The sequence below is a fragment of the Mesorhizobium sp. M6A.T.Cr.TU.014.01.1.1 genome, from assembly GCF_004022765.1.
Lineage (GTDB): Bacteria > Pseudomonadota > Alphaproteobacteria > Rhizobiales > Rhizobiaceae > Mesorhizobium > Mesorhizobium mediterraneum.
Genome location: NZ_RZPG01000010.1, coordinates 170,851 through 185,533 on the forward strand (window position 1 = coordinate 170,851; position 14,683 = coordinate 185,533).

15 protein-coding genes are annotated in these 14,683 nt (G+C 62.5%); 6 read left to right on the top strand and 9 right to left on the bottom strand.

All coding sequences use genetic code 11. From position 1 onward, the window contains the following. Positions 1 to 213: 213 nt before the first annotated feature. The 3 genes from dnaK to pmtA all read left to right on the top strand — a co-directional run bounded on the left by dnaK (position 214) and on the right by pmtA (position 4,219). The gene (gene dnaK / locus EN885_RS13940) at positions 214 to 2,130 is read left to right on the top strand and encodes a molecular chaperone DnaK (protein ID WP_126104150.1); all 1,917 of its coding nucleotides are present in this window, start codon (positions 214 to 216) and stop codon (positions 2,128 to 2,130) included. Positions 2,131 to 2,340: 210 nt separating this feature from the next. After that, positions 2,341 to 3,471 (top strand): molecular chaperone DnaJ, encoded by a 1,131-nt coding sequence (gene dnaJ / locus EN885_RS13945; protein ID WP_095484655.1) that lies wholly within the window; start codon positions 2,341 to 2,343, stop codon positions 3,469 to 3,471. 142 nt (positions 3,472 to 3,613) lie between these two features. Beyond that, positions 3,614 to 4,219: a phospholipid N-methyltransferase PmtA gene (gene pmtA, locus EN885_RS13950; protein ID WP_095484656.1), complete on the top strand. Its 606-nt coding sequence runs from the start codon at positions 3,614 to 3,616 to the stop codon at positions 4,217 to 4,219. 56 nt (positions 4,220 to 4,275) lie between these two features. Here pmtA and EN885_RS13955 read toward each other — a convergent pair whose 3' ends face one another. Beyond that, a complete protein-coding gene (locus EN885_RS13955) occupies positions 4,276 to 5,088 on the bottom strand; it encodes a sulfite exporter TauE/SafE family protein (RefSeq protein WP_095484657.1) in 813 nt (270 codons plus the stop codon). A 250-nt stretch (positions 5,089 to 5,338) separates the two neighbouring features. On the opposite strand from EN885_RS13955, the gene EN885_RS13960 reads away from it, so the two are divergent. The 3 genes from EN885_RS13960 to EN885_RS13970 are packed head-to-tail and all read left to right on the top strand — an operon-like array spanning position 5,339 to position 6,952. Beyond that, the gene (locus EN885_RS13960) at positions 5,339 to 5,935 is read left to right on the top strand and encodes an NADPH-dependent FMN reductase (RefSeq protein ID WP_095484658.1); all 597 of its coding nucleotides are present in this window, start codon (positions 5,339 to 5,341) and stop codon (positions 5,933 to 5,935) included. Positions 5,936 to 5,955: 20 nt separating this feature from the next. Further along, positions 5,956 to 6,639 carry an orotidine-5'-phosphate decarboxylase gene (gene pyrF / locus EN885_RS13965; RefSeq protein ID WP_128241662.1) on the top strand — a complete coding sequence of 228 codons (684 nt, stop codon included), beginning with the start codon at positions 5,956 to 5,958 and terminating at the stop codon, positions 6,637 to 6,639. A 25-nt stretch (positions 6,640 to 6,664) separates the two neighbouring features. Then, positions 6,665 to 6,952, top strand: a complete 288-nt coding sequence (locus tag EN885_RS13970) for a DUF1330 domain-containing protein (RefSeq protein ID WP_127206348.1) — start codon at positions 6,665 to 6,667, stop codon at positions 6,950 to 6,952. An 18-nt stretch (positions 6,953 to 6,970) separates the two neighbouring features. On the opposite strand, the gene EN885_RS13975 is transcribed toward EN885_RS13970, so the two are convergent. From EN885_RS13975 to EN885_RS14010, 8 genes are all read right to left on the bottom strand, one after another. After that, on the bottom strand, positions 6,971 to 7,324 hold the full coding sequence (locus EN885_RS13975) for a cupin domain-containing protein (protein ID WP_128241663.1): 354 nt from the start codon (positions 7,322 to 7,324) through the stop codon (positions 6,971 to 6,973). Between the two features lie 27 nt (positions 7,325 to 7,351). Continuing rightward, on the bottom strand, positions 7,352 to 8,737 hold the full coding sequence (locus EN885_RS13980) for an FAD-binding oxidoreductase (RefSeq protein WP_127206350.1): 1,386 nt from the start codon (positions 8,735 to 8,737) through the stop codon (positions 7,352 to 7,354). Positions 8,738 to 8,761: 24 nt separating this feature from the next. Beyond that, positions 8,762 to 9,871: an ABC transporter ATP-binding protein gene (locus EN885_RS13985; RefSeq protein ID WP_126104155.1), complete on the bottom strand. Its 1,110-nt coding sequence runs from the start codon at positions 9,869 to 9,871 to the stop codon at positions 8,762 to 8,764. Between the two features lies 1 nt (position 9,872). Beyond that, positions 9,873 to 10,658 carry an ABC transporter permease gene (locus EN885_RS13990; protein ID WP_127206351.1) on the bottom strand — a complete coding sequence of 262 codons (786 nt, stop codon included), beginning with the start codon at positions 10,656 to 10,658 and terminating at the stop codon, positions 9,873 to 9,875. Further along, positions 10,658 to 11,548: an ABC transporter permease gene (locus EN885_RS13995; protein WP_127206352.1), complete on the bottom strand. Its 891-nt coding sequence runs from the start codon at positions 11,546 to 11,548 to the stop codon at positions 10,658 to 10,660. Before EN885_RS13995 ends, EN885_RS13990 begins: the two co-directional genes overlap by 1 nt. A 10-nt stretch (positions 11,549 to 11,558) precedes the next feature. Further along, positions 11,559 to 12,629 (bottom strand): extracellular solute-binding protein, encoded by a 1,071-nt coding sequence (locus EN885_RS14000; RefSeq protein WP_127206353.1) that lies wholly within the window; start codon positions 12,627 to 12,629, stop codon positions 11,559 to 11,561. A gap of 29 nt (positions 12,630 to 12,658) precedes the next feature. Further along, the gene (locus tag EN885_RS14005; protein ID WP_128241664.1) at positions 12,659 to 13,327 is read right to left on the bottom strand and encodes an XRE family transcriptional regulator; all 669 of its coding nucleotides are present in this window, start codon (positions 13,325 to 13,327) and stop codon (positions 12,659 to 12,661) included. A 107-nt stretch (positions 13,328 to 13,434) separates the two neighbouring features. Then, positions 13,435 to 14,505, bottom strand: coding sequence for a D-alanine:D-lactate ligase-like protein (locus tag EN885_RS14010; RefSeq protein WP_128241665.1), 1,071 nt, complete (start codon positions 14,503 to 14,505; stop codon positions 13,435 to 13,437). Positions 14,506 to 14,683 lie beyond the last annotated feature (178 nt).

Consider the following 14,683-nt stretch of genomic DNA (forward strand, 5'->3'; position numbering starts at 1 on the left):
CCATGGCCGGAGAACACCCGGCTCGGCCCGAGCAAAGGATGTTGGACGGCCTTGCGCAGAATGCTTGCGCGCCGCGCAGCCTGTTCTTATATACGCGCCAAGCCGTTCGACGCCGGAATGCCGGTTGCCGAAGCGGAATTTCTTGTGAACAGGGGCTTTCGTCGGAACGCCTGTACGGGTCCTGAGAGCCTGCTTAGCGGAGAGACTAGAAAAATGGCAAAAGTAATCGGTATCGATCTGGGGACCACCAACTCCTGCATCGCCATCATGGATGGCAAGGAGTCGAAGGTCATCGAGAATGCGGAAGGCGCGCGCACGACCCCTTCCATCGTCGCCATCAACAGCGATGGCGAGCGCCTCGTCGGCCAACCGGCCAAGCGCCAGGCGGTCACCAATCCTGAAAACACCATCTTCGCGGTCAAACGCCTGATCGGCCGCCGGTATGACGACCCGGTGACTGACAAGGACAAGAAGCTCGTCCCCTACAAGATCGTCAAGGGTGACAATGGCGACGCCTGGGTCGAGGCCGGCGGCAAGAAGCAGTCGCCCAGCCAGATCTCGGCAATGATCCTGCAGAAGATGAAGGAAACGGCGGAAGCCTATCTCGGCGAGAAGGTCGAGAAGGCGGTCATCACCGTTCCGGCCTATTTCAACGACGCCCAGCGCCAGGCCACCAAGGACGCCGGCAAGATCGCCGGCCTTGAAGTGCTGCGCATCATCAACGAGCCGACCGCGGCCGCACTTGCCTACGGCCTCGACAAGAAGGAAGGCAAGACCATTGCCGTCTATGACCTTGGCGGCGGCACGTTCGACATTTCGGTGCTCGAAATCGGCGACGGCGTCTTCGAGGTGAAGTCGACCAATGGCGACACCTTCCTCGGCGGCGAAGATTTCGACATGCGTCTGGTCGAGTATCTGGCTGCCGAGTTCAAGAAGGAACAGGGCATCGACCTGCGCAACGACAAGCTCGCCCTTCAGCGCCTCAAGGAAGCGGCCGAAAAGGCCAAGATCGAGCTGTCGTCCACCACACAGACCGAGATCAACCTGCCCTTCATCACCGCCGATGCCAGCGGCCCCAAGCACCTGACGCTGAAGCTGACGCGGGCGAAGTTCGAGAGCCTGGTCGAGGATCTCGTCCAGCGCACGATCGAGCCCTGCAAGGCGGCGCTCAAGGATGCCAGCCTGAAAGCTGGCGAAATCGACGAGGTCGTCCTGGTTGGCGGCATGACCCGCATGCCCAAGATCCAGGAGATCGTGAAGCAGTTCTTCGGCAAGGAGCCGCACAAGGGCGTCAATCCGGATGAGGTCGTCGCATTGGGCGCCGCCATCCAGGCTGGCGTGCTGCAGGGGGACGTCAAGGACGTGCTGTTGCTCGACGTGACGCCGCTGTCGCTCGGCATCGAGACGCTGGGTGGCGTGTTCACACGGCTGATCGAGCGCAACACGACGATCCCGACCAAGAAGAGCCAGGTGTTCTCGACGGCCGAGGATTCACAGTCGGCCGTGACCATCCGCGTCTTCCAGGGCGAGCGTGAAATGGCCGCCGACAACAAGGCGCTCGGCCAGTTCGACCTGGTCGGCATTCCGCCGGCGCCGCGCGGCGTGCCGCAGATCGAGGTCACTTTCGACATCGACGCCAACGGCATCGTCAACGTCTCGGCCAAAGACAAGGGCACCGGCAAGGAGCACCAGATCCGCATCCAGGCGTCTGGCGGCCTTTCGGACGCCGACATCGAGAAGATGGTGAAGGACGCCGAAGCCAATGCCGAGGCCGACAAGAAGCGGCGCGCGCTGGTCGAGGCCCGCAACCAGGCCGAGGCGCTGGTGCATTCCTCGGAGAAGTCGCTGAAAGAATATGGCGAGAAGGTTTCCGAGGCCGACCGCACGGCGATCGCCGATGCGATCGCGGCGCTGAAGACCGCCGCCGAAGGCGACGACGCGGCCGAGATCGAAGCCAAGACCCAGGCGCTCGCCGAAACCTCGATGAAGCTCGGCCAGGCCATGTACGAGGCTTCGCAGAAGGAAGCCGCGGAAGCCGACGCCAAGGCGGACGCCGCCAAGGACAGCGACGTGGTCGATGCCGATTTCGAGGAAATCGACGAGGACGACGACAAGAAGAAGTCGGCCTGAGCCGCCTGACGGCAGATAAAGCGGAAAGCCCGGCGCAAAGCCGGGCTTTTTTGCAACTCTGACCGAAAAAATACGGGCTTGATCGAAAAAATGCGGGCAAGCCCGCGTCGACACTGGCATCCCGGCCCCATCGCACCTAAATCGGAACAGCGTGCCGGCAAACGACGCAACAAGGCTTCAAGACGTTGAATATCCGGACTGCAGGAAAAGATGAAAGCTGATTTCTACGAAACGCTGGGCGTGCAAAAGGGGGCAGACGAGAAGGAGCTCAAGAGCGCTTTCCGCAAGCTCGCCATGCAGTTCCATCCCGATCGCAATCCCGGCGACCATTCCTGCGAGCACAAGTTCAAGGAAATCAACGAGGCCTACGAGACGCTGAAGGACCCGCAGAAGCGCGCGGCCTACGATCGTTTCGGCCACGCCGCCTTCGAGCAGGGCGGCATGAATGGCGGCGCGCAAGGCTTCGGCGCCGGCGGCTTCGCCGACATCTTCGAGGATATTTTCGGCGACATGATGGGCGGGCGCCAGCGCCGCTCCTCAGGCGGCCGCGAGCGCGGCGCCGACCTGCGCTACAATATGGAAATCACGCTGGAGGAGGCATTCGCCGGCAAGACAGCGCAGATTCACGTGCCAGCGTCGATCTCCTGCACGGAATGCTCCGGCACCGGCGCCAAGCCCGGCACCCAGCCCGTCACCTGCTCGATGTGCAACGGCCACGGCAAGGTGCGCGCCACGCAAGGCTTCTTCTCGATCGAGCGCACCTGCCCGCAATGCCAAGGGCGTGGCCAGACCATCAAGGAGCCGTGCCCGAAATGTGCTGGTCAGGGTCGCGTCACCGAGGAGCGGTCGCTGTCGGTCAACATCCCGGCCGGCATCGAGGACGGCACCCGCATCCGCCTCGCCAATGAGGGCGAGGCCGGCCTGCGCGGCGGCCCGTCGGGCGATCTCTACATTTTCCTTGCGGTCAAGCCGCACGAATTCTTCCAGCGCGACGGCGCCGATCTCTATTGCAAGGTGCCGATCTCGATGACGACGGCCGCCCTTGGCGGCTCCTTTGAGGTGGCGACGCTGGACGGCACCCAGACGAAAGTGAAGGTGCCGGAAGGCACCCAGAACGGCCGTCAGTTCCGCCTCAAGGGCAAGGGCATGCCGGTGCTACGCCAGCACAATGTCGGCGATCTCTATATTCAGACCGCGGTTGAGACGCCGCAGAACCTTTCCCGCCGCCAGCGCGAGTTGCTGGAGGAATTCGAGCAGCTTTCCTCGAAGGACAATTCGCCCCAGTCGAGCGGCTTTTTTGCCCGCATGAAGGACTTTTTCGAAACCTTCAGCGAGCGCTGATGCCTATTCTCGTCAATCGGGTGTAGAGTGCAATTAAGGCGAAGCTTCCCTAGCGTCATCAACATCTTATACCGGCATCCGCCTTGCCTAGAACCCCGTAGCTGCTAAGTAGCCTCTCGGGGGAGCGTTCAGGAGAACTTGCATGGCACATGGTCCCGGACTGCGAAAAGCGCTGGCGGAAAAGTTCGACGACGAACTGAAGTTCTTCAAGGGCTGGATCGACAAGCCGAAGGCAGTCGGTTCGATCGTGCCGACCAGTTCCATCACGGCCCGCAAGATGGCATCCGTCGTCAACCCGAAGTCGGGCCTGCCGGTGCTCGAAGTCGGACCCGGCACCGGCGTCATCACCAGAGCCATCCTCGCCCAGGGCGTAAAGCCTGAAAATCTCTATGCGGTCGAATATTCCCCCGATTTCGTGCGCCATCTGCGCCGGCTCTATCCCGGCGTCAACGTTATCGAGGGCGACGCCTTCAATCTCGATGCGACGCTTGGCGACAAGAGCGGCCTGACCTTCGATTCGGTCGTCTCCGGCGTCCCACTGCTCAATTTCCCGGTCGCCCAGCGCATCGCCTATGTCGAAAGCCTTCTCGACCGCATCCCGACAGGCCGTCCGATCGTGCAGCTGACCTACGGCCCAATGTCGCCGATCCCGCCTGGCCGCGGCGACTACACGGTTGAGCATTTCCATTTCGTCATCCGCAACATCCCGCCAACGCAGCTGTGGATCTACCGGCGCGCGGCACACTAGGGTCGAAACTTAGCCAGCCGCCGCAAATGGCCTAAAATGGGTGGAAGCGGACATCTCTACCTCGCCTGGTGCCAGACTTTCCACGCGGAGATTACGAGGATCGCGGCTAGCGCTGGCAATAGCAGGGCGCTAGGAACGATGCCGAGCAGAAAACCGCCGATCAAGGTCCCCATGATTGATCCAGCTGCCATTACAAGCAAGAGCGACCGATTTCGTCCGATGGTGGCGAAGCTCTGATCGCGGCTGTAGCGTGAGAAGCCGACCAGCACCGTCGGAAGGCTCACGGCGAGCGACAGGCTTCCAGCAAGCTTGATGTCCGCACCGAAGAGCAGAACCAGCGTGGGTATCAGGAGTTCGCCGCCGGCAACGCCGAGAAACGACGCGACGACGCCTATTGCGAACCCTGCGACAGCACCCACCGCCATTTGGGCCGTACCCGTCAACAGTGCTCGCCCCACACTGGCATCATGTCCGAACACAAGCACAGCCGCGATGACGATGAGCAGCGCTGCGATCACCCTGTAGAGCGTTTCCGATTTCAGGCGCGTTGCCCATCCCGCTCCGAACCATGCGCCGAGAAGGCTTCCGGCAAGCAAATTCACGATGATCGGCCAATGCGCCGCAATCTGGCCAAAAGGCACCGTGCCCATGCGAAAGGGTAGCGCCGTGGCGACGACCACCAAGCTCATGGCCTTGTTGAGGATGACGGCTTCCAGCGCGGTGAAGCGGAAGACCCCGATCAGCAGCGGCAAACGAAATTCAGCACCGCCGAGGCCGATCAGGCCGCCGAGAGCGCCAATGATTGCGCCACCGCCGAATGCAAGCGGAAGTTTTTGCGGAGGATTTGTCGAGGTCAATCCTTGAGTCATAGCGCTATATCTACACGGAAACGACGCCTGGAACAGGCGATCCTTGGCCCGTCATTAAGCGTCCGCTCCGCGTCGAACTCGGTCGCTCAGAGTGAGCGAGGTTTGATCCCTTGAGCGAGGTGCGTCCTCTTGGACGCACAACACCTTGAATCCAAGCATCGTGCTTTCCAGAAATCGATTTTCGATTTTTGGGCCGATGCGTTGATCTGAGCGATCCTTGGCTGTACCTGTCCGGGGACAAAGGTGGCCAATGGCAGTGATCCCGAAAATTCTCGTCTTCGCGGGCTCGATTCGCGCTGGCGCCTACAGCGGCAGGACCGCCGACGTGGCGCAGAAGGAACTCGCCATGCAGGGCGCCGAGGTGACCCGGATCTCGCTTGCCGACTATCCGCTGCCGATCCTGGACGAGGATCTGGAAAAGGAGAAAGGCGTTCCCGAAAACGTCTTCAAGCTTGCCAGGCAGATCGCTGCCCATGACGGGCTGCTGATCGCGACGCCCGAATATAACGGCTCCATCCCGCCGCTGCTCAAGAACACTATCGACTGGGTGAGCCGGGTGCGCACGGATGGCGGGCGGTCGTTCAGGCCGTTCACCGGCAAGCCCGCCGGCCTTTGTTCGTCTTCCAAAGGACACTTCGCCGGGGTACGCTGCATCAACCATCTGCGCGCCGTGCTGGTGCGCTGCCAGATGGAGGTGGTAACGCCGGAGTGTTCCGTGCCGGAGGGCGGCAACGCCTTCGACGACGACGGAAATTTCAGGGACGAGAGACTGAACAGATCGATGGAGCACCTATGCCGCACGCTGATCGAAACCTCGCGCCTGCTGTCCACGCGGATCGAGGCTTGATCCAGGAGCGCGCCAGCACCATGCAAGACAGGCTGATCGTCGGCCTCGACGTGCCGACGCTGAAGGAAGCCGAGAAGGCGGTGCGCGAGCTCGACGGGGTCGTCTCCTTTTACAAGATTGGCTATCAGCTCGCTTTCGCCGGCGGGCTCGACTTCGCCCGCGAGCTCGCCAGCGGCGGCACCAGAATCTTCCTCGACATGAAGCTGCTCGACATCGACAACACAGTGGCCAAGGGTGTCGAGGCCATTGCCAGGATGGGCATGACCATGCTGACGCTGCACGCCTATCCGAAGACGATGAAGGCAGCGGTCGAGGCCGCCAGGGGCAGCGATCTCTGCCTGCTTGGCGTCACCGTGTTGACCTCGATGGACGAGCAGGACGTGATCGACGCCGGCTATGAATATGACCCGCATACGCTGGTGCTGAGGCGCTCCGAGCAGGCGCTGCATGCCGGCATGGGCGGCATCGTCTGCTCGGCCGAGGAAGCGGAAGCGGTGCGCCGGATCGTCGGGCCCAACCTGGCCGTCGTCACGCCGGGAATACGGCCCAAGGGCAGCGACCATGGCGACCAGAAACGCGTCGTCACGCCGGCGCAGGCGATCCGCAACGGCTCCAGCCATCTCGTCGTCGGCCGGCCGATCGTCGGCGCGACCGACAGGCGGGCGGTCGCGGAAGCGATCCTTGACGAAATGCGCTCGGCTTAACGCTTAGATTTCGGAGAAAAAGAGCATGCCCAAGGGATACTGGATCGCCCGCGTCGATGTGCGTGATGCGGAAGGCTACAAGGACTATGTTGCTGCCGCCAAACCGGCCTTCGATCGTTTCGGCGCGAAATTTCTCGCGCGTGGTGGCGCGCACGAAAAGGCCGAGGGGCCGGGCCGCGACCGCAACGTGATCATCGAGTTTCCGTCATTGGCTGCGGCGCATGATTGCTACCACTCGCCGGAGTATCAGCGCGCCGTGGCGATCCGCCAGAAAGTGGCCGACGGCGAGATCGTGCTGGTCGAAGGGGTTTAGTTCAGCCGCCTGCGGCGGTCAGACCGAATGCAGGATGTAAAGCTTGCGCGTTTTCTCGTGGATGGTCCATTCGCCCTGCCAGCCAAGCGGCAGGACAAGCAATTCGCCGGGTCCGACACCTTTGGCTGCGCCATCGGGACCATGCAGCGTCACGCGGCCGGAGACGATGTGGCAAATCTCGGAATTCGTGTCTCGGCGCGCGGTGAACCGGCCCTGCGAACATTCCCAGACACCAACTTCGATCTTGCCATCATCCGAAGTCCAGAGCGTGTTGGCTGCTTCCAGCTGATCGCCTTCCACCGAGGTGGGTTTCGGCTGAGGCTCACCGAGGTCGATATGCGCAAGGTGGGCGAAGGTCTTGAAGTCGATCATTTTCTTAAGTCCTCGAGGTAATGCGGTTCAGTGCCCGGTGATGCGATCGGCCAGGGCGGCCAGCCGCGATGTGCGCGGCAGCCCCTTTGCTTCCCGCTCGTCGGCAATCCGATAGAGCTGATACATGGAATGGACGCCCAGCCAGCGCAGCGGCTCCGGTTCCCATTTGCGCACGGTTCGATTGACCCAGGGAAGCCGCGTCAGCTCGGTGTCGTTGCCCAGCAGCAGATCCCTCAATGTGCGTCCCGAGAGGTTCGAGGTGGAAACGCCGAGGCCGACATAGCCACCGGCCCAGCCTATTCCGGTCTGCTTGTCAAAGCCCACCGTCGTGCACCAGTCGCGCGGCACGCCCAGCGTTCCACACCACGCATGGTCGAGCTTTAGCCCCTTGGTCTGCGGCAAAAGCGTCGTCAGGATCTTGTGCAGCTTATCGATCGTCGCCTGTTGGGTGACGCCGCGAATGTCGGTCTTGGAGCCGAAACGATAAGGCACCCCGCGCCCGCCCATGGCAATGCGCCCTTCCCGGGTGCGTTGCGCATAGCAGTAGGTGTGCGCAGCGTCGCCGAGCACCTCGTAGCCGTCCCAGCCGATTTCGCTCCACAGTTTTTCGGACAACGGCTCGGTCACAACGATGGCGCTGTTGAGCGCCAACCAAAGTCTCTCGTGGCCGGCGATGCCCGCGGTAAAACCCTCGGTTGCCCGCACGATCTTTTCGGCACGCACCACGCCCCGGTTGGTTGCAACCTTGCCTTTTTCGATCGACAGCACGGTCGTCTGTTCACAAATCCGGACACCGAGGCGCTCCACTGCCCTGGTGAGCCCCTGCACCAGCTTTGCAGGCTGAACCCGCGCAACTTTCTTGATGACGAAGGCGCCGCGCGCGTTGTGCACCGCTATGCGCCGGCGCATCTCTGCTGCATCGATGTACCCGACGCGGTCGTCGGTCAGCTCCCAGGATCTGGCATGGGCATACATCGCCTTGGCGCGCTGCTCCTGCCCCTCGTTGGTTGCGACAAGCAGTTCATCGGTACGGCGAATATCGGCGTCGATGCCTTCGGTCTCCGCGACCGATATGACCTCGTTCACCGTGCCCATCATCGCCGCCTGCATGGCGATGACCCCGGAGCGCGACGATGCCTCCTCATATTTTTCGCGCGACCATGAGAAGCCGCCTGACAGCCAGCCGCCATTGCGTCCCGAAGCACCGAAGCCGGCGAACTCCTTCTCGACGATGACGATGTTGAGGTGCGGCGCTGCCTGCTTCAGGTAATAGGCGGTCCAAAGGCCGGTGTAGCCGGCCCCGACGATGCAAACGTCGGCCACGATATCGCCCTGCAGCGGCGGCCGGTAGCCGGGCACTCCGCCGATGTCGGCATACCAGAATGAAACGTCGCCGTTCTTCTTCACGTCCATTGTCGCGATTTTCCCAGGTAGGATTCAGGTCAGCGTGAAATCGGCCTTTTCGTCGTCCGCTAACAGCTTCACGTCGCTGCCCGCGAATATGAGGTCGACCTCGTCGCCGATGGCGAAGGTCTCGGCATCCAGCGTCGAGCGCACGATCGCCTTGGAGGTGTCCGCCAGCACGACTTCGTATTTGGAGCCCGATCCGAGATAGATGGCTTCGCCGATGCGCCCGGGCAGGGTGTTTCGATCCTGTCCGCCCTTGCCCCGTCTGGCGAGGCTCAGCTTCTCCGGTCGCAGCAGCATCACCGGCTTGGCGCCATCGGGAAGGCGTTTGGCGGCGGCCACTTTCCGCCCTTCTATCTCGATGGCGGTCTCGTTCCCGGAGGTGGAGGCCGCGCCACGCAGTATCGTCGAGTCGCCGACGAACTTTCCGACGAACAAGGTCTCGGGCTCGTCGTACAGCTGGCGACCGGTGCCGATCTGCTCGATGCGTCCTTGGTTGAACACGGCGATGCGGTCCGAGAGGACCAGGGCCTCCTCTTGGTCGTGCGTGACGTAAACGAAGGTGGTGCCCAACTCCCGGTGGATCCGTTTGATCTCGAGCTGCAGCCATTCACGCAACTTCTTGTCGAGCGCGCCGAGCGGCTCGTCCATCAGGAGCAGCGGCGGGTCGAATACGATGGCGCGCGCCAGCGCGACGCGCTGCTGCTGCCCGCCGGAAAGCTCGCTGGGGAAGCGGTGGCCGAAATCCGCCATCTTCACCATGTCCAGCGCCTTGCGCACCCGCGCCTCACGATCGGGATTGGCGATGCCGCGCAAGGTCAGTGGGTATGCGACGTTCCTGCTCACCGTCATGTGCGGAAACAACGCATAGTGCTGGAAAACCACGCCGATGTTGCGTTTGTGCGCCGGTACGCCGATGACGCTCTTGCCGCCGACATCAAGCGAACCCGAGCTGACCTCGGTGAAGCCGGCGATGACGTTGAGCGTGGTCGTCTTGCCCGAACCGCTGGGTCCGAGCAGCGTCATGAACTCCCCCGGCTCGATGCGCAGCGAAACCTTATCGAGAGCAATGAAGCTGCCATACTGTTTGCTGACGGATTTGAGATCGATGGCTGCGCCGCGGGTCGATGGTGAGGCCATGTCAACGTTTTCCCTGTCTCGAACCGATCAGCAGCCCCGCCCCGATCACCAGCGACGTCACGATGAAGAGCAACGTGCCCACCGCCGCAACGGTGGGGTCGGCATCCCGGGTAATGCTGGAGAAGATCTGGACCGGCAGTGTCTTCAGATAAGGGCTGGTGATGAACAGCGCGACGATGATCTCGTCGAACGAGGTTACGAACGCAAACAGCAGCCCCGACAGGATGCCCGGCGCGATCAGCGGCAACGTCACCGTCCTGAATGCCATCAGCCGGGTCGCGCCGAGGCTGGCCGCAGCCGTCTCCAGCCGTTTGTCGAAGACTTCAAGGCTGGCGGAGACGGCGATGATGACGAAAGGAACGGCGAGCATCGTGTGGGCCAGCACGAAGCCGGTCATGGTGCCGACCAGCCGCGTATCGAGATAGACCGCATAGATTCCGACGGCGAGCACCACCCCCGGCACGACCATCGGCGTGATCAGCAGTGCACGCAGCACGCCGCTGACGCGGCTTTTCATGCGATCGAGGCCGAATGCCGCCAGCGTGCCGATGACGGTGGCGAACACCGCAGTGACGACGGCAACCTTGAGCGAGCCGACCAGGCTCGCCGACCATTCGGGGTTGGTGAAGAAGTTCTGGTACCACTGCCAGGAAAAGCCGGATGGCGGAAAGGCCAGCGACTTCTTGTCGTTGAACGACATCGGCACGACGACGATTGTCGGTGCGACCAGCCAGACCGCGACCAGCAGGCAGAACAGACCGAGCAGGATTCGACCGGGCTGTTTCATCAGCGTGTCGAGCCCGTCTTGTGCGGTTGGCGCGACAGCGGTGCTGCAAGCGCGAGCAGGACGAAGGTCGCGATCAACAACACCACACCCATCGCACCGCCGCGACCCCAGTTGAGCAGGCTGAGCACTTGGTTCTGGATCAGGGTCGAGAGCATGGTCGAACGCGGACCGCCGAGCAGCGCGGGGGTTATGTAGAACCCGAGCGCAAGAATGAACACGATGATGGCGCCCGCGTAGACGCCCGGAAGCGAGAGCGGCAGATAGACCTGGGCAAAGGCGCGCGCCGGGCTTGCGCCGAGGCTTCGTGCCGCCTGCATGAGCCGCAGGTCAATCGTCTTCATTACCGAATAGAGCGGCAGGATCATGAACGGCAACAGCACCTGCGCCATGCCGATCACCACGCCTGTCTGCGTGCGGATCAGCTTGACCGGACTAAGGCCGACTGCCCGTATGACGGAGTTGATCACGCCGGAATCCTGCAGAAGGATGACCCATGCCAAGGTGCGCACCACACCGCTCACCCAGAACGGCACCAGAACGCACAGGATGAGGACGAGCCGCATCTTGGGCCCGACCGCAGTCATCACATAGGCATAGGGATAGCCGGCAATGAGACATACCAGCGTCACCCAGGCGGAGATCGCGAAGGTCCGCTGAAGCACGGTCAGGTTGACCGGTGTGCCGAAAAACCAGGCATAGTTCTGCCATCCCCATTGCGGCTCGGAAAAGCTACGCAAGGTCACGATGGCGAGCGGCAGGCCCAGGCAGACGACGAGCAGCAGCAGCGCCGGCGCGACGAGCCAGAAAGCCTGTCCACGAAACCAGCGCCGGCGGTCGTCTGCTGCGACAGCCGGACCAGTGTTCCGGCTGTCGGTTGTTATCGTTGCCACTGCGGCGGACCTAGTTGCCCGCCATCAACGCGTTCCACTTTTCGTTCGCCACCTCGAAGTTCTCCACCCAGAACTTGATGTTCTGCTGATAGCCAAGCTTCAGCTTGTCCGGCGTATTGGTCATGAACGCCGCGGTGACCTCGTCCACTTCGGGCTTCGCGTCCTTGTGGATCGGGGTATACGAGGTGGTTTTTGCAAGCGTCTCCTGCGCGCTCTTGCCGACATAGGCGTTGATCAGCGCATGTGCTGCGTCGGGATCCTTGACGCCCATCGGAATGGTCATCTGGTCCATCACAACCAGCCAGTCCTGCCACGCCGGCGTGTACGCCGCGCCGTTCTTCACCGCGGTCATGGCACGTCCGGTCCACATCGCGATCATGTCGGCTTCACCGGATTCGGCGAGCTGCTGGGAATCGGCGCCGGTCTTCCAGAAGATCGTGTCCGGACCGAGCGACTTCACCTTCTCGATAGCCTTGTCGATGTCGGCCACCGTCATGTTTTCCACCGACCCGCCGGCTGCGAGCAGCGCCTGCTCGATCATGCCGCCGGACAGATCGCCGCTGCCTTCCAGAGCGCGCGAGCCCGGGAACTTCTCGATATCGAAGAAATCCTTCCAGCTCCTAGGCGGATTATCCTTGTACTTTTCGGTGTTGTACATCAGCACCACGCCATAGTTCATGGCCGGCACACTGCAATCACTGATCTGGCCCTGTGGAATGTTGGACGTATCGATCTTCGAGAAGTCCAGCTTCTGGAACAGCTTGCCGCAATAGACGTAGGGCGGGAAATCGCCGGTGTCGACGACGTCCCAGGTCACATTGCCGGACTCGACCTGCGCCTGCAGTTTCGAGATTTCGGTCGGCCCATCGCTGAGCAGCGTCACACCGGACTTGTCGACGAACTCTTTTAGCGCGGCGATCTGGCCATCCTGATAAATGCCTCCATACGAGACGAAGGTAAGCGTCTTGTCCTTCAGCGAGCCCTCGGCCACCTCGCCTGCCACGGGCTTGCTCTGTGCAAGCGCTGCGGTCGCGATCATCAGCAGCCCGAGCGCGGTCACCTGTCCGATCTTGGTCTTCATGTTTTATCTCCCATTTACGTGCACCCGCATTACTTCTGTCCGCCCGGTTGCGAGCCTTGTCCGGGCGTGTATTGATTGAGTTCCGCCGCGCCGCTGGTCGGGGGCGCGATGATCCAGAGCACCTGCGCCGGCGTCTTGCCGATGTTCACCGTGCGATGCGGCGTCGAGGTTGCGTACTCGATGCTGTCGCCCTCGTTCATGGTGAAGCGCTCGTCCGCCAGCGTCAGCTCGACTGTCCCCTTCAGGACGACGAACATCTCGTGCTTGCCGCCATGCGTGTAAGCGTCGTTGCCGGTCGAGCCGCCGACGTCGAAATCCCCCGAGTAAACCTCGAATTCATGGATCGGCCGCCGCGACAGCAACGTCTTTCGACAACCGTGGCTGATCGGCAGCAGGGGGCGGTCGGCTCTGGTGAGCACCTTGTGGAACCCACCGTCGGTCTGCTCGAACAAGTCGTTGATGCCGAGGTCCAAGGCAGCCGCGATCCGCATCAGGGTGCTGGCGCTGGCTCCGCTCAGATTGCGCTCGAGCTGGCTGATGAAGCTCGCCGTCGTGCCGATCATGTCGGCCAGTTGGCGAAGCGAAATGCGTCGGGCCGTGCGAATGGCCTTGATCCGCCCACCGACATGCTTCGTCTTGTCCGCGTCCGCCGCTGGCAGCGCCGCCACGTCCGGGGATATCGCAGGGTCGATTTTCACCGAGTGCCTCCTTCACTTAACACCCTATTAAGTGAGGTGCCGGAACGCAAGCCATTTGTCGAGATACGATCCTGGGTCCCAGCGGCTGCCGCGTACGCGTGCGCTGCTCATCCCGTTGGCGAGGTAAAAAAACGACTCGCCGCGGTCTCGGCCATCGCATCGGCGAGGCCCATCTCCCATTCCGTGCGGCAATACGCGCGGAAATCGAAGCAGGGCAGGCCGGGGCAGACCTCGAACTCAATGAGATGGACGCTGTCGTCGGCTTCGACCCGGAAATCAATGGAAAATACATCCCGCAACCCAAGCCCGGTCATCAGCCTTTGCGCGATCCGTCGGATCCTTGAATCGGCTCGCGGCTGGCTGGTGGCGACCGGCAGCAGGTCGGGCTCGGCGTATGTCCCCGCCTCCCTGGCAGCCTCGCCGGTGTCGCCGTAGAGCGCCAGGCTGTCTGCCATGGTCTGGAAATCACTACCCGAATCGACAAAGGCGACGCCGAGCGCCTCGACGCCGGTGTTCGGCTTCAAGCCCAGAAAACTAGCGCGCGCGTTGCGCCCGGCGACGTAGGGCTGCACGACGACATCGTCGCGATAGGCGGCGAACACACGCCGGCTAAGCTCCAGCGCGTGGCCGAGATCACTGCTGCGTGAATCCGGCCAGATGCCGATCTTGGCGCCGAGCCGGTTCGGCTTGACGAACCAGCCGGCTGGCGAAGCCGGCGGCTCGACCAGCCAACGGCCGTCGCGGGCCAAGCCGGATCGCGGCACCGGCAGGCCGAGCGCGCCGAGCACGGCGCCGGAGCGGAATTTGTCCTGGCAGAGCGCAAACAGCGCATCATCGGCGCCGAGCACCTTCAGGCCGTTCAGTCTTGCCAGAGCCGGTGCTGCACAGCCACGGAAATAGGCGATGCCATCGGTCAGCGTCCACACCAGCGTCGTGTCCGGGTCCTCACCGGCAAGCCCGTTTGCGGCATCGTCGAGCGCCACCGGCGCGAAGGACAGGCCGCGCGTCAGACAGGCTGCGGCTAGTGCATCGAACTCAGGGGCGATGTCAGTCGACTGCGCCAGATAGGAGGCGATTTCGGCGGCACGCGCCGGCAAATGGCCTTCGACGACCAGCCGGTCGAAGCAGGCCCTTTCCGGCTCGTAGACAAGGATCAGCTTCGGCTTGCGGCTTGACATGGGATGAGCGGGTCCTGGGGATGAACGGGTCCTGGCAGCGCGATTGCCTACCATCGCACGGCGAATGTATCAGGCTTTCGCGGAAACCGACGTCAGTCGGACGCCTGCACGACAGTGCTGGTGCGATCTTCCCGTTTGGTACCATGTTCTTTTCCGAACCGAAGGTTCGGGATCATCG